At 71.7% G+C, this 22,846-nt stretch carries 20 protein-coding genes; 11 read left to right on the top strand and 9 right to left on the bottom strand.

Translation table 11 applies throughout. From position 1 onward, the window contains the following. Positions 1 to 84: 84 nt before the first annotated feature. From ACWGJB_RS13510 to ACWGJB_RS13500, 3 genes are all read right to left on the bottom strand, one after another. Entirely contained in the window at positions 85 to 1,176 is a 1,092-nt protein-coding gene (locus tag ACWGJB_RS13510; protein WP_360477107.1) for a HAMP domain-containing sensor histidine kinase, read from the bottom strand. Further along, positions 1,173 to 1,913: a response regulator transcription factor gene (locus tag ACWGJB_RS13505; RefSeq protein ID WP_453380332.1), complete on the bottom strand. Its 741-nt coding sequence runs from the start codon at positions 1,911 to 1,913 to the stop codon at positions 1,173 to 1,175. Before ACWGJB_RS13505 ends, ACWGJB_RS13510 begins: the two co-directional genes overlap by 4 nt. Before the next feature lie 110 nt (positions 1,914 to 2,023). Next, on the bottom strand, positions 2,024 to 2,722 hold the full coding sequence (locus ACWGJB_RS13500; protein ID WP_453380331.1) for a spermine/spermidine synthase domain-containing protein: 699 nt from the start codon (positions 2,720 to 2,722) through the stop codon (positions 2,024 to 2,026). A gap of 257 nt (positions 2,723 to 2,979) precedes the next feature. On the opposite strand from ACWGJB_RS13500, the gene ACWGJB_RS13495 reads away from it, so the two are divergent. Beyond that, positions 2,980 to 3,813, top strand: coding sequence for a rhomboid-like protein (locus ACWGJB_RS13495; RefSeq protein ID WP_453380330.1), 834 nt, complete (start codon positions 2,980 to 2,982; stop codon positions 3,811 to 3,813). A 311-nt stretch (positions 3,814 to 4,124) separates the two neighbouring features. Here ACWGJB_RS13495 and ACWGJB_RS13490 read toward each other — a convergent pair whose 3' ends face one another. Next, positions 4,125 to 4,928, bottom strand: a complete 804-nt coding sequence (locus ACWGJB_RS13490) for a GNAT family N-acetyltransferase (protein ID WP_453380329.1) — start codon at positions 4,926 to 4,928, stop codon at positions 4,125 to 4,127. A 170-nt stretch (positions 4,929 to 5,098) separates the two neighbouring features. Here ACWGJB_RS13490 and lon point away from each other — a divergent pair, with 170 nt between their 5' ends. Further along, on the top strand, positions 5,099 to 7,519 hold the full coding sequence (gene lon / locus ACWGJB_RS13485; RefSeq protein ID WP_453380328.1) for an endopeptidase La: 2,421 nt from the start codon (positions 5,099 to 5,101) through the stop codon (positions 7,517 to 7,519). A 67-nt stretch (positions 7,520 to 7,586) separates the two neighbouring features. Here lon and ACWGJB_RS13480 read toward each other — a convergent pair whose 3' ends face one another. Further along, the gene (locus ACWGJB_RS13480; RefSeq protein ID WP_453380327.1) at positions 7,587 to 8,393 is read right to left on the bottom strand and encodes a lysozyme; all 807 of its coding nucleotides are present in this window, start codon (positions 8,391 to 8,393) and stop codon (positions 7,587 to 7,589) included. A 275-nt stretch (positions 8,394 to 8,668) separates the two neighbouring features. Here ACWGJB_RS13480 and ACWGJB_RS13475 point away from each other — a divergent pair, with 275 nt between their 5' ends. Then, a complete protein-coding gene (locus tag ACWGJB_RS13475; RefSeq protein WP_453380326.1) occupies positions 8,669 to 9,160 on the top strand; it encodes a MarR family winged helix-turn-helix transcriptional regulator in 492 nt (163 codons plus the stop codon). A gap of 48 nt (positions 9,161 to 9,208) precedes the next feature. Here the strand turns inward: ACWGJB_RS13475 and ACWGJB_RS13470 are convergent, their stop codons facing one another. After that, on the bottom strand, positions 9,209 to 9,997 hold the full coding sequence (locus tag ACWGJB_RS13470; protein ID WP_453380325.1) for a protein phosphatase 2C domain-containing protein: 789 nt from the start codon (positions 9,995 to 9,997) through the stop codon (positions 9,209 to 9,211). A gap of 408 nt (positions 9,998 to 10,405) precedes the next feature. On the opposite strand from ACWGJB_RS13470, the gene ACWGJB_RS13465 reads away from it, so the two are divergent. The 8 genes from ACWGJB_RS13465 to ACWGJB_RS13430 all read left to right on the top strand — a co-directional run bounded on the left by ACWGJB_RS13465 (position 10,406) and on the right by ACWGJB_RS13430 (position 18,711). Next, positions 10,406 to 13,342, top strand: coding sequence for a sensor histidine kinase (locus tag ACWGJB_RS13465; RefSeq protein ID WP_453380324.1), 2,937 nt, complete (start codon positions 10,406 to 10,408; stop codon positions 13,340 to 13,342). After that, a complete protein-coding gene (locus ACWGJB_RS13460; protein ID WP_453380323.1) occupies positions 13,339 to 13,842 on the top strand; it encodes a roadblock/LC7 domain-containing protein in 504 nt (167 codons plus the stop codon). Before ACWGJB_RS13465 ends, ACWGJB_RS13460 begins: the two co-directional genes overlap by 4 nt. Beyond that, positions 13,839 to 14,261: a DUF742 domain-containing protein gene (locus ACWGJB_RS13455; RefSeq protein WP_352226025.1), complete on the top strand. Its 423-nt coding sequence runs from the start codon at positions 13,839 to 13,841 to the stop codon at positions 14,259 to 14,261. Before ACWGJB_RS13460 ends, ACWGJB_RS13455 begins: the two co-directional genes overlap by 4 nt. Then, positions 14,242 to 14,877 (top strand): GTP-binding protein, encoded by a 636-nt coding sequence (locus ACWGJB_RS13450; RefSeq protein ID WP_453380322.1) that lies wholly within the window; start codon positions 14,242 to 14,244, stop codon positions 14,875 to 14,877. Before ACWGJB_RS13455 ends, ACWGJB_RS13450 begins: the two co-directional genes overlap by 20 nt. 67 nt (positions 14,878 to 14,944) lie before the next feature. Continuing rightward, complete coding sequence (locus tag ACWGJB_RS13445) at positions 14,945 to 16,201, top strand: styrene monooxygenase/indole monooxygenase family protein (RefSeq protein ID WP_453380321.1); 1,257 nt, start codon at positions 14,945 to 14,947, stop codon at positions 16,199 to 16,201. 258 nt (positions 16,202 to 16,459) lie between these two features. Beyond that, the gene (locus ACWGJB_RS13440; RefSeq protein ID WP_360477145.1) at positions 16,460 to 17,113 is read left to right on the top strand and encodes a TetR/AcrR family transcriptional regulator; all 654 of its coding nucleotides are present in this window, start codon (positions 16,460 to 16,462) and stop codon (positions 17,111 to 17,113) included. A 10-nt stretch (positions 17,114 to 17,123) separates the two neighbouring features. Continuing rightward, entirely contained in the window at positions 17,124 to 17,459 is a 336-nt protein-coding gene (locus ACWGJB_RS13435) for a hypothetical protein (RefSeq protein ID WP_453380320.1), read from the top strand. Between the two features lie 103 nt (positions 17,460 to 17,562). Further along, complete coding sequence (locus ACWGJB_RS13430; protein WP_453380319.1) at positions 17,563 to 18,711, top strand: NlpC/P60 family protein; 1,149 nt, start codon at positions 17,563 to 17,565, stop codon at positions 18,709 to 18,711. 15 nt (positions 18,712 to 18,726) lie between these two features. Here ACWGJB_RS13430 and ACWGJB_RS13425 read toward each other — a convergent pair whose 3' ends face one another. The 3 genes from ACWGJB_RS13425 to ACWGJB_RS13415 all read right to left on the bottom strand — a co-directional run bounded on the left by ACWGJB_RS13425 (position 18,727) and on the right by ACWGJB_RS13415 (position 22,687). After that, complete coding sequence (locus ACWGJB_RS13425) at positions 18,727 to 19,665, bottom strand: AurF N-oxygenase family protein (protein ID WP_453380318.1); 939 nt, start codon at positions 19,663 to 19,665, stop codon at positions 18,727 to 18,729. 176 nt (positions 19,666 to 19,841) lie between these two features. Continuing rightward, positions 19,842 to 21,329: a penicillin-binding transpeptidase domain-containing protein gene (locus ACWGJB_RS13420; protein WP_453380317.1), complete on the bottom strand. Its 1,488-nt coding sequence runs from the start codon at positions 21,327 to 21,329 to the stop codon at positions 19,842 to 19,844. Then, the gene (locus tag ACWGJB_RS13415) at positions 21,326 to 22,687 is read right to left on the bottom strand and encodes an FtsW/RodA/SpoVE family cell cycle protein (RefSeq protein WP_453380316.1); all 1,362 of its coding nucleotides are present in this window, start codon (positions 22,685 to 22,687) and stop codon (positions 21,326 to 21,328) included. Before ACWGJB_RS13415 ends, ACWGJB_RS13420 begins: the two co-directional genes overlap by 4 nt. Between the last annotated feature and the right edge of the window lie 159 nt (positions 22,688 to 22,846).

The following is a 22,846-nucleotide window of genomic DNA, read 5'->3' as shown; positions in this document are numbered from 1 at the left end:
CACGTGTCCGGCTGCGCGGTCGTCCGCGGGACCACCGGTGGATCTTGAGGCTCCGGACCGAACTTTACGTCAACTTGGCACGGATCAAAGCCCCGGGAGGGTGACGATAATCCTGCAGCCCCGGTCGGATTCGGCCACGCCGATCCGGCCGCCGTGCAGATCAACCGCCCACCGGGCGATCGCCAGCCCCAGCCCCGTACCGCCGTCGCTGCCGGGCCCGTGCGGCCGTCGTACGGCTCCCCGGTTGAAGCGCTCGAAGACGCGGTGCCACTCCGAGCGCGGAATGCCGGGGCCCTCGTCGAGGACCTCCAGCTCCAGCGACTCCGGCTGCAGGCCGCGCCGGGCCTTCAGGGTCACCCGGCCGTGCGGCGGGCTGTGCTTGACCGCGTTGTCGATGAGGTTCGCCACCACCTGGTGGATGCGCTCCGGGTCGGCGTGCGCGGTCAGCTCCGGCGGGGAGACGTCCAGGTGCAGATGGACGTCCGTACGGGTGTGACTGCCGGAGTTCGAGGCCAGACCGCGCGCCCCGGCGACCATGTTGGCCTCCTTGAGCACGCCCGAGAGGTACGGCCACACCTCGAAGCGGCGCTGCCGCAGCGGTACGACGCCGTTGTCCAGGCGGGAGAGGTCCAGCAGGGTCTCCACCAGCCGTCCGAGGCGCTCGGTCTGCTTCAGGGCCGTGCGCATGGTCTCGGTGTCCGGCTCGGCGATCCCGTCGACGACGTTCTCCAGGACGGCCCGCAGGCCCGCGATGGGCGTGCGCAGCTCGTGCGAGACGTTCGCCACCAGTTCCTTGCGCTGGCGGTCCTGGGCCTCCAGCTCGTCGGCCATGACGTTGATCGTCTCGGCCAGGTCGCCCAGCTCGTCCCGGCGGTTCTCCCGCACCCGGCGTGTGTAGTCACCCTGCGAGATGGACCGGGCCACCGCGTTCATGTCGTCCAGCGGCGCGGTGAGCGAATGGGCCACGAACTGCGTTATCAGCAGTGTGGCGATCATCGAGAAGACCGTGATGAAGCGGAGCTCCGTCTTGGTGTGCACCGCGATCATCGACAGACCCGTGGTGATCAGGACCGAGACGACGACGAGCGCGCCGAGCTTGGTCTTGATCGAGAACGGGCGCACGGTGCCCCAGGGCTCGTCCCCGGGGCCTCTCGGTCCGGCCGGCCCGGCGGTCATGGCGTCGGTGTCTCCAGCGCGTAGCCCACACCGTGCACGGTGCGGATCCGCTCGGCGCCGATCTTCCGGCGCAGTGCCTTGATGTGGCTGTCGACCGTGCGGGTGCCGGAGGCGTCCGCCCAGTCCCACACCTCGGCGAGCAGCTGCTCACGGGAGAGCACCGCGCGCGGGGTGTTGGCCAGGCACACCAGCAGGTCGAACTCGGTCGGCGTGAGGTGTACGTCCTCGCTGCGCACCCGCACCCGGCGCTGCGCGTGGTCGATCTCCAGCTCGCCCAGGCGCAGGATGCCGGACCGGGGGGTGGAGGCCGCGACGGCCGCCCGCTCCACCCGGCGCAGCAGGACGTGCACCCGGGCCGCCAGCTCCCGCATGGAGAACGGCTTGGTCATGTAGTCGTCGGCGCCGACCCCGAGGCCGACCAGCATGTCGGTCTCGTCGTCGCGCGCGGTGAGCATCAGCACCGGCACCGGCCGCTGGGCCTGCACGCGACGGCAGACCTCCAGACCGTCGAAGCCGGGCAGCATGATGTCGAGGATCAGCAGGTCGGGCTGCCAGGCCTCGGCGGTGTCGACGGCCGCCGGCCCGTCGCCCGCGGTTTGCACGAGAAATCCCTCGGCGCGCAGGCGGGCCGCGATGGCGTCCACGATCGTGGGGTCGTCCTCGACGACCAGAACCCGGCGCTGGGCGCCCGGAGTAGCCGTCGCCGCGCTGTTGTGGGAGGTGTGTGTCTGCTCCATCGCCCGCCCCTGTGTGCTTTCCGGAACCAGTGGGGTGATCCCATGACTGCGATTGACGCTTGAATGATCCGCGTCAGGGATGCACATTACGGGGACAGGCGGCGCACTCGCTATCCAGGGCGGACGGCAAGGTGAACGACGTCCGGAACGCCCCGGGCAACCGGGATCTCTTCGGTACGCACCTGTTTGAACCCGGCATTCCACAAGGTTTCCTCGAATTCGGCAGAGGGCTGCGCGGACCACACGGCGAGTACCCCGCCCAGTCTCAACACCCTTGCGCAGCTTGCGAGTCCGGCCGGTGAGTAGAGGCCCTCGTTGTCCTCGTCGACGGTCCAGCCGGGCCCGTTGTCGATGTCCAGGCACAGCGCGTCGAATGTGTCGGAAGTCTCATTGACGTACGTGACGAGATCGTCTTCCACGATCACCGTGCGCGGATCGGCGAACGCGCCTGAGGACAGCGGCGACAGCGGGCCGTCCCGGTGCCAGTCCACGACCGCCGGCTCCCGCTCCACGACCGTGATCCGCCCCCAGCGGGGGTCCCGCGCGGCGTGCGCGAGCGAGAACCCGACGCCCAGCCCGCCGATCAGCACGGCCGGCTCCGCCCGTCCGTCCAGGGCATCCCGGGCGGCGTCCACGAGCAGCCGCTCCGAGCGGCCGTCGGAGGTGTCCATCAGGAAGCAGCCGTTGGCGATGATCTGCAGCAGCCCGCCGTGTCTGCGCAGGACCACCTCGCCGTACGGCCCCTCGCGCCGGTCCAGGACCACGGGAGGACCGTCGTCCACGGACGTCGTGCCCATGATGTTCGCCATGTCGGCCATCCTGCCCCAACAGGGCTTTGCGGCCACGCGAATTACGGGTGTCGGACGGTCCCCCGGGCGTCACTCGTTCGAGGGGCCGCCCGGCGCTTCGCGCCCGCGGGTGGCCGCAGGTGACTCATATGGTTCCTCCCGACCCCTCACGGTTCTTCAGAAAATCCTGTGAATCGCTCCCCGCGTGGCCTCGGTCATAGACAGCGACTCGTGGGACGACGAAGGCTGGTGAGGTGAAACGGAAGGAGCGCCTCACCGTGGAACGGACCGTTGGGGCCGCAACGACGCCCACGCCGGAGCTTGTTCCGGCGGCTTCGCCGGGGGCTCTGGCGGCGGGGCCGTTCCCCGCGGCGGAGGTGGCCGTCCTGCTGGACGGTGTGCCCCGCCAGCGCGGCTCGGGTGCGCTCCCCGCCCCGACGGCTCCCCGTCCCGCCCTCCGGGTGCGGCCCTGGCGTCTGCTCCCCACCCCCACCGGCGCCCCGGTCACCTTCACCTACGCGGCGGTCCTGGCCCTGACCTCGCTCTTTGCCGTCTGCGCCGGCCCCGGCCTGCTGCACGCCGTCTACCAGGACTCCAGTACCGACGTCGCCCACCTCCTGCGCACACCGGTCTTCGTCCTGCTGGCCAGTGCGCTGTGGGTCGCCGGCGGTCTCCTCTCCCCGTACGCCCTCGCCTTCGTGCTGGTCCTGACCGCGCTGGAGCGGCGGATAGGGGGCGCCCGGACGATCCTCGTCTTCCTGGCGGGCCATGTCCTGGCCACCCTCGCCACCGAGGTCCCGGTCGGCCTCGCGGTCCTGGTCGGGCACCTCCCCGACACCTCCCTGCACCGCCTCGACTACGGCATCAGCTTCGGCGTGGCCGCCAGCATCGGCGCCCTCTCCGGCCTGCTCGCCCCCTGGCTGCGCTGGCCCCTGCTCGCCCTGGTCGGCTACAGCCTCGTCACCGACCTCATCGCCTTCGAGGACCCGATGACCAACTGGGGCCATCTGATCTCACTGGGCATCGGGACCGCACTCTGGCCGGTGGTCCGGCGCTGGTACCGGGAACAGGTCCGGGCGGGCGCGAGCGGTACGACCACGACCGCTCCGTGACCCAGGGGCTCAGTCCCGGCGCGGCGCCGCGGGCCCCTTGGCCGACTCCGGGATTCCCGGAGCCGCTGCCCGCCGCCGTGTCGCACCGTGCAGGCGCTCGGGTCGTCGACCGCTGATTCGGCGGTCGGCGCAGGGGGCCGGGGTGCCGCTCGACGAGAAGTACCGGACGAGCCCGCTCCAGCGGCAGGCCGAGACCGCCGTCACCCGGCACGGCGGTGCGTCGGTGGCGATCGGACGGTGTGGGCCGGGGCACGGGATCCGGCGTCGGCCGGCTTCCGTGGGGACGGTGCGGCAGTACTCCGTGGACCGCGTCAGTGAGCCGGGGTCCAGACGTACGGGGTTGTCGTCGTCACCGCCCTGAAGCCCAGCCGCTTCAGGATCGGGGCGCTGTCGGCCGAGGCCTCCACGAGGAGGTAGGGCGCGTTCCGGGCGGCCGCCCGGGCCGCCCGCAGGGCCACCAGCGCGCGGTAGATGCCCTTGCCCCGCCACTCGGCGAGCGTGGAGCCGCCCAGCAGCATGGCGAAGTCCGTGCCGGGCCGGAAGGCCACCCAGGCCGCCGACACGACCTCCCCGGCCGCCTCGGCCACGTACACCTCGTTGTCGTCGGGTGCGACCGTGAGCCGGCCCCTCAGGTACCCGGCGATCCACGCCATGTCCTCGCCCCACACCGCCGTCTCCAGCGCGGCGATGCGGTCCAGGTCCGCGTCGGCGGTGACCCGGCGCAGGGCCACCTCCGGGGGAAGCACCGGGGACCGTACGGCCAGGTCCTCGACCAGGGCGATCACGACCGTCTCCCGCGGCTCGGGCACGAAGGCCGCCGCGCGCAGCCGGCCGGGGAGGTCCGCCGGGTCGTCGTGCCCGCGCGTCTTCCACTCCACCGCCTCGCCGCGCGCCGCGAAGAAGTCCCGCTGCCGGGCGATCAGCGCGTCCAGCTCGGGGCCGCGCACCCCGCCCCAGTCGCGCGGCCCGGTCACGAAGCCGCGGTGCTGGCCCACGACCCGGAGGGCGGGGCCGTCGTGCTCGTAGGTGATTCCGGGCGCGGGGACGGGCTGGACGGCGCGCATCTGGGCGTCGTAGGCGGCCAGCAGGGTCGCCGTGAGGTCGGTGTCGGTCACCGGCCGACCGTAGGGGGAATGCACCCGCGCCGGTCCACTGTTTTTCCTTCACAGGTGCCATACCGCCAGGTCACCACCCGATCGCTCAGAGCGAACGCAGCCCGGGGAACATTCCCAGGCTCATGTGCATTGAGTCGGCATAGCTCAAGTTCAATGCCGAAGGGGAGATCATGGCTTCGACGTCCGCATCACTCACCCTCCCTGTGCTGCCGCTCGACGGCGAGGTCGTGCTGCCCGGGATGGTGGTCCCGCTGGACCTCAAGGACCCCGATGTACGTGCCGCCGTGGAGGCCGCCCAGGCCGCCGCCCGTACCGAGCCCGGCAAGCCCAAGGTGCTGCTGGTGCCGCGTATCGACGGGACCTACCCGAGCACCGGCGTGCTCGGCACCGTGGAGCAGGTCGGCCGGCTGGCCGACGGTGACCCCGGCGCGCTGATCCGCGGCCGTTACCGTGTCCGCATCGGCGCCGGTACCACCGGCCCGGGTGCCGCCCTGTGGGTGGAGGGCACCCGTATCGAGGAGAACGTCCCGGAACCGGTGCCCGGTCATGTCACCGAACTGGTCAAGGAGTACAAGGCCCTCGCCACCGCCTGGCTGCGCAAGCGCGGCGCCTGGCAGGTCGTGGACCGGGTGCAGGCCATCGACGAGGTGTCCCAGCTCGCCGACAACTCCGGTTACTCGCCCTTCCTGACCGTCGAGCAGAAGGTCGAGCTCCTGGAGACCGTCGACCCGGTCGCCCGTCTCAAGCTCGCCACCCAGCAGCTCCGCGACCACCTCGCCGAGCAGGACGTCGCCGAGACGATCGCCAAGGACGTCCAGGAGGGCGTCGACAAGCAGCAGCGCGAGTTCCTGCTCCGCCGCCAGCTCGAAGCCGTCCGCAAGGAGCTGCGCGAGCTGAACGGCGACTCCGCGAAGGACGGCGAGGAGTCCGACGACTACCGCGCCCGCGTGGAGGCCGCCGACCTGCCGGAGAAGGTCCGCGAGGCCGCCCTCAAGGAGGTCGACAAGCTGGAGCGGTCCAGCGACCAGTCCCCCGAGGGCTCGTGGATCCGCACCTGGCTGGACACGGTGCTGGAACTGCCGTGGAACGAGCGCACCGAGGACGAGTACGACATCCAGGGCGCCAAGGCGGTCCTGGACGCCGAGCACGCCGGCCTGGAGGACGTGAAGGAGCGGATCACCGAGTACCTGGCGGTGCGCAAGCGCCGCAGCGACCGGGGGCTCGGGGTCATCGGCGGGCGCCGTGGCGGTGCCGTGCTGGCGCTGGTCGGTCCGCCCGGTGTCGGCAAGACCTCGCTCGGTGAGTCCGTGGCCCATGCCATGGGACGGAAGTTCGTCCGGGTCGCCCTCGGCGGCGTCCGGGACGAGGCCGAGATCCGTGGTCACCGGCGTACGTACGTCGGTGCGCTGCCCGGCCGGATCGTGCGCGCGATCAAGGAGGCCGGCTCGATGAACCCGGTCGTCCTGCTCGACGAGATCGACAAGGTGGGGTCCGACTTCCGGGGCGACCCGGCGGCCGCCCTGCTCGAGGTCCTCGACCCGGCGCAGAACCACACCTTCCGCGACCACTACCTGGAAGTCGAACTCGACCTGTCCGACGTCGTCTTCCTGGCCACCGCCAACGTCCTGGAGGCCATCCCGGAGGCCCTGCTCGACCGCATGGAGCTGGTCCGCCTGGACGGCTACACCGAGGACGAGAAGGTCGTCATCGCCCGTGACCACCTGCTCCCGCGCCAGCTGGAGCGGGCGGGCATCGACAAGGACGAGGTCGTCCTGGAGGAGAGCGCGCTGCGCAAGCTCGCCGGCGAGTACACCCGGGAGGCGGGCGTCCGCACCCTGGAGCGGTCGATCGCCCGGCTGCTGCGCAAGGTCGCGGCCCAGCACGAACTGGGGCAGCGGGAGCTGCCGTTCACGGTCAGGGACGAGGACCTGCGCGACCTGATCGGCCGGCCGCACCACGTGCCCGAGTCCGCCCAGGACCCGGCCGAGCGCCGTACCGCGGTCCCGGGTGTGGCGACCGGGCTCGCGGTCACCGGAGCGGGCGGCGACGTCCTCTTCGTGGAGGCGTCCCTGGCCGACCCGGAGACGGGCGCGGCGGGTCTGACCCTGACCGGTCAGCTGGGTGACGTGATGAAGGAGAGCGCGCAGATCGCCCTGTCCTTCCTCCGCTCGCACGGCGCCGAACTGGAACTCCCGGTCGGCGACCTGAAGGAGCGGGGCGTGCACATCCACTTCCCGGCGGGCGCGGTCCCGAAGGACGGCCCGAGCGCCGGCGTCACCATGACGACGGCCCTCGCGTCCCTCCTGTCCGGGCGGCTGGTCCGCACGGACGTGGCGATGACCGGTGAGGTCTCGCTGACCGGGCGGGTGCTGCCCATCGGTGGCGTGAAGCAGAAGCTGCTCGCCGCCCAGCGCGCCGGGGTGAGCACCGTCATCATCCCCAAGCGCAACGAGGCCGACCTGGACGACGTCCCGGCGGAGGTGCTGGACAAGCTCGACGTCCACGCCGTCACCGACGTCCGCCAGGTCCTGGAGCTGGCGCTCGCGCCCGCCACGAACGGCGCGACGCCGGAGGTTCCGGTAGCGGCGTGACGGACGCTGCCGGATGAAGAAGGCCCGGGTCCCCGCGAGGAGGCCCGGGCCTTCGCGCTGTGCGGTGTCAGCCGTTGGCGAGTGCGATCACCCGGTCAATGGCCCCGTTGAACTTGTCGTGGTCTCCGACGGTCGGACCGGACGACGTGTACTGCCACGCCGTGTAGTACGACCAGCCGGCCGGCAGCGTCCCCACGTCCGAGGCGTACCGGGCGACCCACAGCGGGTTGGCGGCGGCGAAGCCGCTGTAGTTGCCGGTGCAGTCGGTCCACCAGCTGGTCGCCGTGTAGATCACGGCGTCCCGGCCGGTGCGTGCCTTGTAGGTGGTGAGGAAGTCGGCGATCCAGCTGACCATCGCGCTCGCGGACTTGCCGTAGCACGCGGCGCCGTACGGGTTCCACTCGATGTCGAGAACGCCGGGGAGGGTCCGGCCGTCCTTGGACCAGCCGCCGCCGTGGTCGACGAAGTAGTTGGCCTGGGTGGCGCCGCTCGTGGTGTCCGGGGTCGCGAAGTGGTACGCGCCGCGGATCATGCCCACGTCGTAGGAGCCGTTGTACTGCTGGGTGAAGTAGGGGTTCGTGTAGTAGGTGCCTTCGGTCGCCTTGGTGTACGCCCATTTGACCCCGCTGCCCAGCAGGGTCGACCAGGCGACGTTGCCCTGGTAGCCGGCGACGTCGACGCCCTCGGTCTGGGTGGCGTCGCCGCTCTTGGGCGTACCGCTCTGGCCGTCGTGGGCCAGCACGCCCATGCCCATGTACGCCGAACCGCGGGCGGGGGCGCCCGTGTCGGCGTGGGCCGGGGTCAGGGAGACCGTCGCGAGCAGCAGCGCGAGCAGTCCGGTGAGGAGGGTGGGGGCGGGTCTGTGCACGGGCATGACGTGCCTCCGTGGGGTGAGGTGGGGTCCCAGATATGCCAGAGACGGTCGGCGCGAGAGGCGCGACACGACGCGGGGTCACACGGCGCGACGCGTACCGCTGGCGTGGGCATGCCATCGATTGCCTGGCAGAGACGCTACGCACGTAGAAGACGCCGGGGAAGGGGATCCGGGCGCTGCCGTTGGTCTACGCCTGCGGAATACTTGGCGAGCTGCGGCGATGACGGGGTTTGACGGAAACTTTCAGGACTGCGAAACCGATCAGGGGTGCTGACGTGCACGAGGACGAAAAGGGCGACGAACAGCCCGCCGCCACCGGGCTGACGCCCGGTGGTGCCGACCAGGAATTCCTCACCCTGGAACGCGAGTTGACGGTGCTGCTGCGGCGCGCCCGGGCCAGCCAGGGGGAGATGGCCCGCGAGGTCCACCCCGATCTGGAGTCCGCCGCCTACGGCCTGCTGGTCCGGCTCGACGAGTGCGGTGGGCAGCGCGCCACCGAACTGGCCGCCTACATCGGCGTCGGCAAGGCCACCATGTCCCGCCAGCTGCGGGCCCTGGAGGAGCTCGGGCTGATCGCCCGCGAGCCCGACCCGGCCGACGGACGGGCCTGGCTGGTCGCCCTCACCGACGAGGGCCGGCGCCGGGTCGGCACGGTCCGCGAGGCCCGCCGCGGCCGTTACGTCAGCCAGCTCGCCCACTGGCCGCGCCAGGAAGTCGCCGAACTGGCCCGACTGCTGCACCAGCTGAACGGCGTGATGGAGAAGTAGCCGCCGGGGGCTTCAGGGCGCACAGGGGGCTTCGGCGCGCCGGGGGCTTCAGAACTCGACGTACACCACCGTCGCGTCGTCGTGCGTCTTGCTCCGCCGCAGGAACGTCCGCCTCTCCCGGTCGGCCGCCTCCAGCTCCCGTACCCGGCCGACCAGCGCCCGCGCGCCCTCTTTGCGTACGACGTCGAAGAGGGCCGCCCAGTCGCCCTCGTGGAACTTCTCCGTCCAGCGGGTCACCCCGTCGGTGAGGGCGGCGAGCGCGCCGACCCGGTCCCGGGGCACGCTCCCGGCCACCGCGCGGGCCGCGACGGAGGGGTCGGCGGCGGCCGTGAAGAAGCCGCCCTCCTTGTTGCGGACCGTGGCGTCGGCGATCGCGTCCGAGGCCAGCGAGGAGCGGGGGACGCGGTCGAGCCGGTCGTCCAGGACCGGGGTGACCGCGCCGTCGGGGGAGCGCAGGAGCAGCGCGGAGTCGGACAGGACGAGGTACTCCAGGGTCTCCTCGGACCAGCGGGCCACGACGACCGTCGCCTGGGGCGTGCGCGGGTGAGAAAGGTCACAGGTGTCACCATGTGCGTCGGCTGTGCGCCGGATCGCCTGTTCGAGGATCTCCCGCAGCGTCAGATCTCGTGCCGAAACGGTCAGTTCGGTCAGCGCGCCGCCGAGCCGCGCGGTGAACCAGGGGACGGAATGCAGACACCCGGTTCCGTCCTCGGGTGGAGTGACCCCGTCCAGGACGATCACACAACCCCCCTGCCCCGAGGCGGGAAGCCCGACACCGGCGAAGTCCTCGTTGGGGCGGTCGGGGGCACCGGGTTCCGAAACGAGTTCAGTACGCATCCGGCCAGTCTGCACGACCCCTTCACGATCTTCGCCAAAGGCTGGCAACCGCCCGGGAATTCACGCGGTCTCGCAGGTCAGCCGCCTGCTTTGGGGTGGAATGGCGCACTCCGGGAAGGCGTGGTGGCGCATCCTGTCAAAGCCTGTCGTCCGCGTCCAACCGGCCCGCCGGAAAGGGGCTCCGCGCACTCCGCCGGAACTTGCCCGCCAACTCCCCTCCGATGTTCACTCCTTCGGGTGGCGGGTCAGGCGATGCGAGACCATCGCCCACCGGCGCTGGGAGGGTCGGGGACCTACATAACGGGTGCACGTACCGGGTACACGCACCACTTGGCACCGAAATGCCGGGGATTATGACGGGGTGCCACCCGGCTCCTTGGGTACACGAGTTCAGGAATGCGAGCACCGGTGCAGAAGACGCGGCCTCGGCGCACAGGCAAGAAGACGGCCTCCGAAACGGGGGCCGCCGCTCCCGTCGGCACCGGCCGCCGCAAGCATGTCCGCACGCGGCTGATCGTGGCCGTGGCGGTGGTCGCCGCGGCGATCGCGGGGGCCGGCGCGCCCGCCCTGCTGACCGCCTCCGGTCAGCTGAGCGACTCCCAGGACCTGGTGACCCTCGCCGGGCACACCCAGGACGCGCTGGCGCTGGCCAACTCGCTCGCCGACGAGCGCGACGAGGTCACCTCCTACGTCGCCGCGGGCCGCCCCAAGTCCAAGGCGCCCTCGCAGGACCGCGGCGCCCGGGTCGACCGCCAGGTCGAGGACCTGCGCGCGGCCACCGACATCCCGGGCTGGCTGCGCACCGACCTCGACGGCATCGCGGCCGTCCGCCGGTCAGCGCTCACCAGCCGGAGCACGGCCCTGCAGGCGCACGAGGCGTACTCCCGGACCATCACCGAACTCCACCGGCTCGCCGAGGAACTGGCCGAGCAGACGCCCCCGAGGGCCGGCTCCGGCGCCTACGCGCTGGCCGAGCTGGACTCCGCCGTCCAGCAGTCCGCGGCCGCCCGGGGTCTCCTCCTCGCCGCCCTGGACATCCCCAGCACCACCCGGACCACGATCGACCCGCTCACCGGTCTGCCCACCACGAGCACCACCACCTCCGACGCCGACCGCAAGCAGCGCGACGCGCTCACCGCCGCCGCCCAGCAGGCCAGGCTGCGCGCCGACGCGGCCCTCGCCGCATTCCGCGACACCGCGCCCGAGGCGGCGGTCGAGTCGTACGACTCCACGGTCACCGGCAACGACGTCAACGACGCCGACAAGTACCTGGCCACCCTCACCGACCAGCCGACCCTCTCCGACGACGACCTCGCCACCGGCACCAAGAAGCTGGACACGGCGCTGTCCGCCCGGGTCGACCTGATGCGGGGCGCCGAGTCCGCCCTCTACGACCACCGCACCAAGGACCTCGCCGGGCTCCGCGACGACGACGTCACCGCGCTGGAGATCCGGGTCGCGGTGCTGGGCGCCCTGATGCTGGTGGCGGTCGGCATCGCCACGGCCATGGCCCGCACCCTCACCCGCCCCCTCTCGGTGCTCCGCCGGGGCTCGGCGCGGCTGGCCGAGGCCGAGGACCCGCGCACCGCGGAACCGATCACGTTCACGGGCCGCGACGACGAGTTCGCCCAGGTCGTCCGCTCGGTCAATGCCCTGCACACACACGCCACCGAGCTGTACGACCGCATCGCCACCCTGGAGACCGACCGCAAGCACCTGGTCGGCCAGCGCCAGAAGATGGCCGACGCCCGCGAGGAACTGCGCGCCGAACTGGCCGACGCCGGCAATCAGCTGGAGCGGCTGCGCACCAGCATCGGCGGCACCTTCGTCAACCTCGCGCTGCGCACCCTCGGCCTCGTCGAGCGGCAGCTCGCCGTCATCGAGGGCCTGGAGGAGCGCGAGCAGGACCCGGACCGCCTGGCCACCCTCTTCAAGCTCGACCACTTCGCCACGGTCATGCGCCGGCACAGCGAGAACCTCCTGGTCCTCGCCGGTACCGAGCACGTCCAGCAGCACGCGGGCGCGATCCCGCTGGTGGACGTCGTCCGGGCGGCGGTCAGCGAGATCGAGCGCTACGAGCGGGTCCGTATCTCGGCCCTGCCCCCGCACGCACACGTGGCGGGCTTCGCCGCCGACGACCTCAGTCACCTGCTCGCCGAACTCATGGAGAACGCCACCTCGTTCTCGCCGCCCGATGTGCCGGTGGAGATCTCCGGCTGGCTGCTGGAGAGCGGCGAGGTCATGCTCTCCGTGCAGGACGAGGGCATCGGCATGACCGCCGACCGCATGGTCCGCCTCAACGGCCGCCTCGCCGACTTCGACCCCGAGGCGCCGTACGACCAGGAGGGCGAGGGCGGTCTCGGCCTCGGTCTGTACGTCGTGGCCCGCCTGGCCCACCGGCACGGCGTGCGGGTGCAGCTGCGCGAGCAGAAGCAGGGCGGGGTGGCGGCGGTCGTGGTCCTGCCCCGGGCCCTGCTGGCCGCGGCCCCCGCGACGGCGGTCCCCTCCGCCACCACGGCTGCCGGCGGCACCCACGGCTTCTCCCTCCCCGGCGCGGACGCGGAGGTCAACTCCAACGTCCTCTACGGCCGGTCGAAGTCCGGCGACCTCCTGGTCACGCTGGCGGAGCAGGCCGTACGGAGGGCCGACGAACAGCCCGCCCACGAACAGGCGGCCCCGCCGAGGGCGACGGCCCCCGAAGCGACGGCCCGCCCGAAGGCCCCGGCGGAGACCTTCGCCGAGACGACGATGGAACTCCTGCTCCCGGACCTGACGGACCCACCGACCGCGACACCCGGACAGCCGCCCCGAGCCACCACCGAGGAGCCGGCGTACCCCGCTGCTGCTGCCGAGCAGGCGTACCCCGCTGCCGGCACCGGAGAGCGGACGCACCCCGCCGACGCGGAGGGGCATACGCGGCCGCGGTCCGCAGGTGCCGACGGTGAGCGGGCCCCGCTGGGGCCACCCGCAGTCGACTACGAAAGCCGCACCGGCGGTGCCGGTGGGAACGACGGCTTCGGCGAAGCCCGCACGGGCGGTGCCGTCGGGGACGACCGCGTCGACGACGAGGACCCGGTCACCAGCAAGGGCCTCCCCAAGCGCACCCCCAAGATCACCGCCCAAGCCCCGGCCCCCCGCCAGCGCGGCACCGGCGTCGACGCCGACGCCCTGCGCCGCAGGCTCGGCGGCTTCCGCAGCGGCGCCGACGCCGGCCGCCGTGACGTCGCGGCGGAGATCGCCGAGCAGACCGGCCAGAACCAGGTGCCGAGCACCACATCAGCGGTACCCGGATCAGCCGCATCCGGTGAAGCCACGGGGGGCACAGTCGAGGAGGCAAGCAGTTGACCGCGCCCAGTACCTTCGGACTGAGCAGTGAGGCCCGTAACCTGCACTGGCTGCTGAGCAACCTCGTGGAGGAGGTGTCCGGCATCCAGTCGGTCGCCGTGGTCTCCTCGGACGGCCTGCTCCTGCTCTCCTCGGACCCAGGCCGCAACGAGGAGGCCCGGGAGGCCCGCACGGCCACCCGGGCCGGCCCGCGCGGCTCATCCGCCGACCTCGCCACCATCGTCTCCGGCATCGGCAGCCTGACCGTCGGCGCCGCCCGGCTGATGGACTTCGGCGGGGTCAAGCACACGATGGTCGCGATGGACGAGGGCAGCCTCTTCGTGATGTCGATCAGCGACGGCTCGCTGCTCGGCGTACACGGCTCCGCGGAGTGCGACATGAGTGTCGTGGCGTACCACATGGCGCTGTTCGTCGGCCGCGCCGGTCACGTCCTGAACCCCGAGCTCCGCAGTGAGCTGAGGAAATCCCTGGAGGCAGACGCGACGAGGAGCGGCCAGTGAGCAACGCGCCGAAGAACCGCAGCCAGAACCTCCCGGTGCGCGGCGGCGACCGCAAACCCGCCCGCGTCCGCCCCTACTCGCTCACCGGCGGCCGTACCCGCTTCGGTCACGTCCTGCTGGTGGAGACCTTCGTGGCCGCCCTTGAGGCCCCGGAGGAGCGCAAGGAACTGACGAATGGTTCCCTCAACACCCGGGTGATGCCGGAGATGCGGGCCATCGTCGAACTCTGCCGCCGCATGCGTACGGTGGCCGAGATCGCCGCGCTGCTGAAGATGCCGCTCGGTGTGGTCCGGGTCCTGCTCAGTGACCTCGCGGACCAGGGAAAGATCCGTGTGTACGGAACGGGGACCGGTCACGGCGTGGGCCGCCCGGACCGCGCTCTGCTGGAAAGGGTGCTGAGTGGACTACGCCGTCTCTGACGCCTCCGGCGTCGCCCCGCTCCTCGACGGGGAGGAGCAAGTGCGGTCCTGGCAGACGGACCGCGGCCGGGCCCCCATCGCCACGAAGATAGTCGTGGCGGGCGGTTTCGGTGTCGGCAAGACCACGCTGGTCACCGCCGTCTCGGAGATCACGCCTCTGCAGACCGAGGCGCTGATGACCGAGGCGAGCGAGGAGACCGACGACCTCACCGCCACGCCCGGCAAGCTCACCACCACCGTGGCCATGGACTTCGGCCGCATCACCCTCGACGACGACCTGGTGCTCTATCTGTTCGGCACGCCGGGCCAGCAGCGGTTCTGGTTCATGTGGGACGACCTGGTGCGGGGCGCGATCGGGGCCGTCGTGCTCGCGGACACCCGGCGCCTGAAGGACTGCTTCCCGGCGCTGGACTACTTCGAGAGCTGCGGGCTGCCGTACATCGTCGCGGTCAACCACTTCGACGGCAGCGAGCGCTTCGAACCCGAGGACGTGCGGGAGGCATTGACGATCCCGCCGCGCATACCTGTAATGATCATGGACGCCCGCCGTCGTGTCCCGGTGATCGAGACGCTGTTGTCCCTGGTCGCCCACGCGCTGGACGAAACCCCCGAGTAGCTCTCGAGTACCCCCGAGTAGCCCTCGAGTACCCCCGAGTAGATCTTCGTTAGGAGCCACCACCCGCATGCGGAAGATACTCGTCGTGGGGGCCGGCCAGTCCGGTCTCCAGCTCGCCCTCGGCCTCCAGTCGCACGGCTACGAGGTCACCCTGATGTCGAACCGGACCGCGGACGAGATCCGCTCCGGCCGGGTCATGTCGACGCAGTGCATGTTCCACACGGCACTGCAGCACGAGCGCGATCTCCAGCTGAACTTCTGGGAGTCCCAGGCCCCGAAGATCGAAGGACTCGGCGTCTCGGTCGCCGCCCCCGGCTCCTGGGGCGAGGGCCCCGCGGCCCGCGCGATCGACTGGGTGGGCAGGCTCGACGGGTACGCGCAGTCGGTCGACCAGCGGGTGAAGATGGCCGGCTGGATGGAGACCTTCGCGCAGCGCGGTGGCCAGCTGGTCATCCACGGCGCGGCGGTCGGCGACCTCGACTACTTCGCCCGCGCCTACGACCTGGTGCTGGTCTCGGCGGGCAAGGGCGAGCTGGTCCAGATGTTCGGCCGGGACGCGGAGCGGTCCCCCTACACCGAGCCGCAGCGTGCCCTCGCCGTCGCCTACGTCCACGGCCTCGGCCCCCGCCCCGAGCACCCGGACTTCTACGCGGTCCGCTGCAACCTGGTCCCCGGCGTCGGCGAACTCTTCGTCATGCCGACCCTGACCACTTCGGGACCGGCCGACATCCTCTTCTGGGAGGGCATACCCGGCGGCCCGCTGGACGTCTTCAACGGCGTCAAGGACCCGGCGGAGCACCTCTCCCTGACCCTGGAACTCATGGAGCGGTACACGCCCTGGGAGTACGCGCGGGCCACCAAGGTCGAACTGACCGACGCGGGCGGCACACTGGCCGGCCGCTACGCACCCACCGTCCGCAACCCCATCGGCCGCCTCCCCGGCGGCGGCCTGGTCCTGGGCGTCGCGGACGTCGTCGTCGCCAACGACCCGATCACCGGGCAGGGCTCCAACTCGGCCGCCAAGTGCGCCGCCGCCTATCTCGCCTCGATCCTGGAACACGGCGAGAAGGAGTTCGACGAGACCTGGATGCTGCAGACCTTCGACCGCTACTGGGACACCGCCCAGCACGTCACCAAGTGGACGAACGCGATGCTCGCCCCGCCGCCGGAGCACGTCCTCAACCTGATCGGCGCGGCCGGCCAGCTCCAGCCGGCCGCCGACCGCTTCGCCAACGCCTTCAACGACCCCTCGGACTTCGAGAACTTCTTCTACGAGCCCGAGAAGACGGAGGCCTACCTGGCCTCGGTGGCCGGCGCCGCCTGATCCGGCCGGTTTCCGGCCGCGGGTGCGTGGTGGCTGGTCGCGCAGTTCCCCGCGCCCCTTAGGTAGGTGCACTGGTCCCACCTGAAGGGGCGCGAGGCTGTATTCGACATCCGGCTCTGCCGCGTGGGCGCGACCGGCCATGACGGCGCCGCACCCGATCGGCGGCCCGTCGCGGCGCGGCGGCCCGTCGCGGCACGGCGGCCCGTCGCGGCACGACGCCCATCGCGGCGCCCCCGGCGGAGCGCATACGCTGCACCCATGACCCCGCAGGCCGCCACCCCCGCCTACCGCAGGCTGTCCGTCGAGGAGCGGCGCAGCCAGCTCCTCGAAGCGGCCCTCTCCCTCTTCGCGCACCGCGTCCCCGAGGACGTCTCCCTCGATGACGTGGCGGAGGCGGCCGGGGTCTCCCGCCCCCTGGTGTACCGGTACTTCCCGGGCGGCAAGCAGCAGCTCTACGAGGCCGCCCTCAGGTCGGCCGCCGAGGAGCTGGAGCACTGCTTCGACGAACCCCGCGAGGGCCCCCTGCTGCCCCGCCTCTCCCGTGCCCTCGACCGCTATCTCGCCTTCGTCGACCAGCACGATGCCGGCTTCAGCGCCCTGCTCCAGGGCGGCAGCGTGGTCGAGACCTCACGGACGACGGCGACCGTGGACGGCGTACGACGGGCCGCCGCGCGGCACATTCTCAGCCACCTCGACATCGCCGACCCCGGGCCCCGGCTGCGGATGACCGTCCGCATGTGGATCACCGCCGTCGAGGCGGCTTCCCTCATCTGGCTCGACGAGGACAAACAGCCGCCCGTCGAGGAGCTGCGGGACTGGCTGGTGGACCAGTTCGTCGCCGTACTGAGCGTCACCGCGCGCCGCGACCCGCAGACGGCCGCCCTCGTCGACGCCCTCGCGGCGGATGGCTGAAACTGGTGCCGTGAAGAGTCAGGACACTCCCTTCGAGGGCGGCCCCATGGACGGGCGCGTGCTCCCGGTGCTGCTCGGTATGACCGGCCACCCCCCGAAGACGTACCGCATCCCGGTCCCGGACCCGGCCGGCGGCCCGCCCACCGTCCTGGTCTACCGGCGCGTCCCCCGCGGACAGAGCAAGCGCCTGGGCCTGACCCAGGGCTGGAAGTACGAGTACGACCCCACGGGCAAGGGCGGCGGCGGAGGTCCGAAGTGGCCGTGGTCGAAGCCGGATCCGGTCCCGGACCAGGCCCCCGCACCGGACACCACGTCGCTCCGCAAGCCGGATGACACGGACGGGTGAAAGGGCTGGGCCGATAAGCCCACAATCGTTGCGCGGATCAAACCTGCATGTCTGATTATCACGATGCGGAACGGAGAGGCCGTCCCGCATCGGAGGTGATGACGTGTCAGGAAGGTTCCTGCGCCTGGCCTGTACGGCCGCGGTGGCGGCCCAGGCCGTCCTCGCGCCCGTGCCCGCGGTCGCCGCGCCCCCCGCGCCCGGCCCCGAGCGGCCGGTGGCCGAGCTGCTGACCGACCTTCAGCAGCGGTATCGGCAGGCGGAACAGGCCACCGAGACCTACAACGCGACCGAGGAACGGCTCGAGCGGCAGCGCGCCGAGGTGGACCGGCTGGACGGCGAGCTGGCCAGGTCCCGGCTCTCCCTGCACTCCAGCAGGGCCGAGGCGGGCCGGCTGGCCCGGCAGCAGTACCAGAGCGTCACCGGGATCTCCCCGTACGTGCGGCTGCTCCTGGCCCGTGACCCGCAGCACGCGCTCGACGAGGGCCATGTCATCGGGCAGTTGGCGCGCGAGCGGGCCGAGACGGTGGGACGTCTCGCGGACGACGAGAAGCGGCAGACCGATCTGGCCCGCAAGGCCCGCAAGGCGCTGGACACCCGACTCGCCCTCGCCGACAGCCAGAAGAAGCTGCGCGACGAGGTCCAGGGCCGGCTGTCCGAGGTGGAGCGCGTGCTGGCCTCCCTCACCCCCGCCCAGCTGACCGCCCTGGCCGACCTGGAGCGGACCAGCACGGCCGACGCGCAGCGCGCACTCACCACGTCCGGTGCCCTCAGCGCCACCACACCGCCCCCGTCCCAGGAGGGCGACCGCGCGGTGCGCTACGCGGTACGGCAACTGGGGAAGCCGTACCAGTGGGGCGCGCAGGGCCCGACGTCGTACGACTGCTCGGGTCTGACCTCGCAGGCCTGGGGTCACGCCGGCACCCCCATCCCCCGCACCAGCCAGCAGCAGTGGGCCGACCTGCCCCATGTCCCGCTGAACCAGCTGCGCCCGGGTGACCTGGTCGTCTACTTCCCCGAGGCCACTCACGTGGCCCTCTACCTGGGCGACGGCAAGGTGGTCCAGGCACCCCGCCCCGGTGCGAAGATCAAGGTCTCCCCGATCGCGGCCAACCCCATCCTGGGCGCGGTACGCCCGGACCCGAGATCCCGGCCCCTGGGCCGCTACACACCCCCGACGATCCCGAAGACGGCGACAGAGGGCCCGGACGAGAGCTTCGGCACGCCACAACCGACGGCTCCTACTCCTACCTGAGAACGCGCGGGGGGCTCAGGCCAGCAGCCCCGAGCTCTTCCACAGCCGCCGCCCGGCGCCTCGGAGAACACCGATGTCGTCCAGGAAGTCCGTCAGTTTCTTCGCGCCGTTCTGCATGACCTCCCGCCGGTGGCCGCTCGCCCGTACCTGGGCCACCGCCTCCCGCCGGTCCAGGCCCACGTTCGTGTAGACCTCGGGGTTGACGAAGGCCACCGAGAACACCCGTGCGAACTCGCCGGAGGTGACCCGGGTGAACTCCTGGGACCAGCGAGGTGCCGTCATCATCTGGCGGCGCAGCTCCTCGCGGGCGTACCGGACGTGCCGGGCCTCCTCGACCACGTGGATGCGCGTGACCCCACGGACCAGTGTCTGCACCCGCTCGTCGGGGAACGTCAGCCGCTGCATCCAGTCCAGGACCTCCTCGCCGAGCAGCGTGGCCGTGAAGGAACCGGGCGTGGTCGAGATCGTCTTGAACAGGCGGCCCAGGTTGAGGTGGGCCCGGCTCACCGGGTACCAGGGCGCGTCACCGCGGGCTATCAGGCGGGCGAACATCTTCGAGTGCCGGCACTCGTCCTCGATCTCGGTCAGCGCGTAGCGCACATGCGCACTCGTCGCCGCCTTGTCGTAGATGTGCCGCACCAGCAGCTGCATCAGGATCAGCTCGAACCAGATGCCGAGCGAGGCGAGGGCCGCGGCCTCGTGCTGGGAGAGCAGGATCCGCTGTTCCTCGGACATCCGCTTCCACATCGGGGTGCCGTAGAGCGACACCAGCTCCGGCGGCCAGAACCACTTGCCGTCCTCGAAGGGCGCGTCCCAGTCCAGCTCCTTGTCCGGGTCGAAGGAGTGCTTCGCGGAGGAGACGAGCAGCCGTTCGGCCACCTGCTCGCGGTCCTTGAGCAGGCCGAGCGCGTCGCGCAGTCCGTCGACCGCGTCCGCTTCCGTCAGGGTCGTCATGGCTCCCTCACCTCGTTACCCGGGGGTATGTTGCCGTCGGATCTTATGAGACCGCTTGTCAGCAAGACGGTCAATCCCCCGCGCGCGACTTGTTGACTCCGCGTCTACCCCGACCCCGTCCAGCCGGCCCGGTTCGGCCGGCCCAGTTCAGTCGGTCCCGTCCACCCGCCCCCGGTTCAGAGCCCCAGCACCGCCCGCATCACCGCCCTGGCGATCGGCGCCGCGTCCCCGCCCCCGCTGATGTCGCCCCGGTGGGCCGCCGCGTCCTCCACCACCACGGCCACCGCGACCTTCGGCTCCAGGTCGTTGTCCGCCTGCGCCCAGGACACGAACCAGGCGTACGGCACGCCGGAGTTGCCGATGCCGTGCTGCGCGGTGCCGGTCTTGCCGCCGACCGTGGCGCCGCGGATCGCGGCGTTGGAGCCGGTGCCCTCCTGGACCACGTCCGTCATCAGCTCCTTCATCAGGACGGCCGTGGAGGGGCTCATCACCTGCCGGACCGGCCCGGCGCCGCCCGTGCCGACCGTCTCGCCGGTCCGCCGCACGGTCCGCTCCACCAGATACGGCGGCCGGGCCATCCCGCCGTTGGCCACCGCCGCCGCGACCATCGCCATCTGCAGCGGGGTGGCGCGGGTGTTGTACTGCCCGATCGACGACAGTGCCAGCTGCGCCTTGTCCACGCTCGTGTCGAAGGTGCTCGGCACGGCGGAGAAGGGGATGCGCAGGTGTCTGTCGTTGAAGCCGAACGCCTGGGCCGTCGCCGTCATGTTCGCGACCCCCACGTCCACGCCCAGCTTGGCGAAGACCGTGTTGCAGGACCACTCGAAGGCGGCCCGCAGCGAGGCGTTCGCGCAGCCGTCCCCCTCGTTGGTCAGCCGGGTCGTGGTGCCCGGCAGCCGGAAGGGGTCGGGGGAGTCGGTCGGCGCGTCCAGGTCGGTGACCACGCCCGCGTCAAGGGCGGCGGCCGCCGTCACGACCTTGAAGGTCGACCCCGGCGGATACGTCTGCCGTACCGCGCGGTTGAGCATCGGCTTCTCCGGGTCGCCGTTGAGACGGGCCCAGGCCGAGGACACCGGTTCGCCGTTGCCGGACAGCTCGGAGGGGTCGTACGACGGGGTGGAGACCAGGGCGAGGATCCGGCCGGTCGACGGCTCGATCGCAGCCACCGCGCCCTTGCGGGTGCCCAGTCCCCGGAAGGCGGCCTCCTGGGCGTACCGGTCCAGGGTGGTGACGACGTTCCCGCCCGGGTTCTGCGACCGGCTGGTGTCGTTCCACAGCGGGAACGGCGTCAGCATCGGGTCGGTGCCGGAGAGCAGCGCGTCCTCGGCGTGCTCCAGGAACGTGGTGCCGTACAGCTGGGAGGCGAAGCCGGTGACCGGGGCGTACAACGGGCCCTGCGGGTACGTGCGTTCGTAGCGGAGCTGCTCCCTGCTGTCCCGGGAGCCGGTGACCGGCTCGCCGCCGACCAGGATGTCGCCGCGCGGCAGGCCGTAACGGGCGATGCTGGCGCGGCGGTTGGCGGGGTTGTCGTCGTAGGCATGGGCCCGGACCACCTGGACGCGGGCCGCGTTGACGAGCAGGGCGAAGAGCAGCAGGGCGCAGAAGGCGCGGGCCCGTCGGATGTACCGGGCCAGGCCGGCGCCCTGGCGGTCGTGGCGGCTCATGGGGCCACCTGTCCGTCGTAGTGGCGGCGGGCCGAGTCGCTCACCCGGATCAGCAGGGCCACGATCGCCCAGTTGGTGACCACCGAGGAGCCGCCCTGGGCGAGGAACGGCATCGCCATGCCGGTCAGCGGGATCAGCCCGGTCACCCCGCCCGCGATGACGAACACCTGGAGCGCGACGATCGAGGCCAGCCCGACCGCGAGCAGCCGGCCGAAGGGCTCGCGCAGGGCGAGGCCGGCCCGGTAGCCGCGCTCGACGAGCAGGCCGTAGAGGATGAAGATCGCGGACAGTCCGGTCAGGCCGAGCTCCTCGCCCGCGGTGGCCAGGATGAAGTCCGACTTGGTGGCGAAGCCGATCAGGATCGAGTGGCCCAGGCCGAGTCCGGTGCCGAGGACCCCGCCGGCGGCGAACGCGAAGAGGGACTGGGCGAGTTGGTTCGGTCCCTGCCCGGCGTCGATCGAGGCGAAGGGGTCCAGCCAGTCCTCGATCCGGCCGTGGACATGCGGTTCCAGATGGCCGACGGCGACCGCGCCGAGCACCGCGAGCAGCAGGCCCACGGCGATCCAGCCGGTGCGCCCGGTGGCGACGTAGAGCATGACGACGAAGAGGCCGAAGAAGAGCAGCGACGTGCCCAGGTCGCGTTCGAGGATCAGGACTCCGACGCTCACCAGCCAGATGGTGACGATCGGCCCGAGCACCCGCCCGGTCGGGAACTGCATGAACCACAGCCGGCGGCCGGCGTAGGCGAGGGCGTTGCGGTTGGCGGCCAGGTACGCGGCGAAGAACACCGCGAGCAGCACCTTCGCGAACTCGCTGGGCTGGATGGAGAATCCGGCGATCCGGATCCAGATCCGGGCGCCGTTGACGGCCGGGAAGAAGATCGGGAGCAGCAGCAGGACGAGCGCGGCGGCGACACAGACGTAGGAGTAGCGCTGTAGGAGACGGTGGTCGCGCAGCATCAGCACGACCATGATGAACAGGCCGACGCCCAGGGTGGACCAGACGAGTTGGGCGGGGGCCGCCCGGTCGCCGGGGGTCTGCAGGTCCAGCCGGTAGATCAGGACCAGGCCGAGTCCGTTGAGGAGCACGCCGATCGGCAGCGGCAGCGGGTCGGCGTACGGCGCGCGGAAGCGTACGGCGAGATGGGCGACGAGCGCGAGGACGCCGAGGCCGGCGCCGTAACCGGCGGCACCGGGCGGGACGGTGCCGGTCCGGGCCAGGCCGACCGCGCAGTAGCCGTACACGGAGAGCAGGACGGCCAGCACGATCAGGGCGAGTTCGATGCCACGGCGCCGGGGGAGACGTTCGGGGGCGGCCGGGGCCGCGGACGCCGTGAGGGTGGTTCCGGCCTTGGTCATGTCCGGAACTTACCCACATAGTCCTAGTTGCGTGCTTTGTTGGCTTGCGCCAGCGTGGCGTGAGGCCCGGGGTCGCTTTGGGTGGGCCCCGCCGCGCCCCTGAGGCAGGTGTACTGGTCCCACCTGAAGGGGCGCGGGGAACTGCGCGACAAGCCACGA

Source organism: Streptomyces sp. NPDC054813, assembly GCF_053611365.1.
This window is presented reverse-complemented; position numbering and strand designations above follow the sequence as displayed.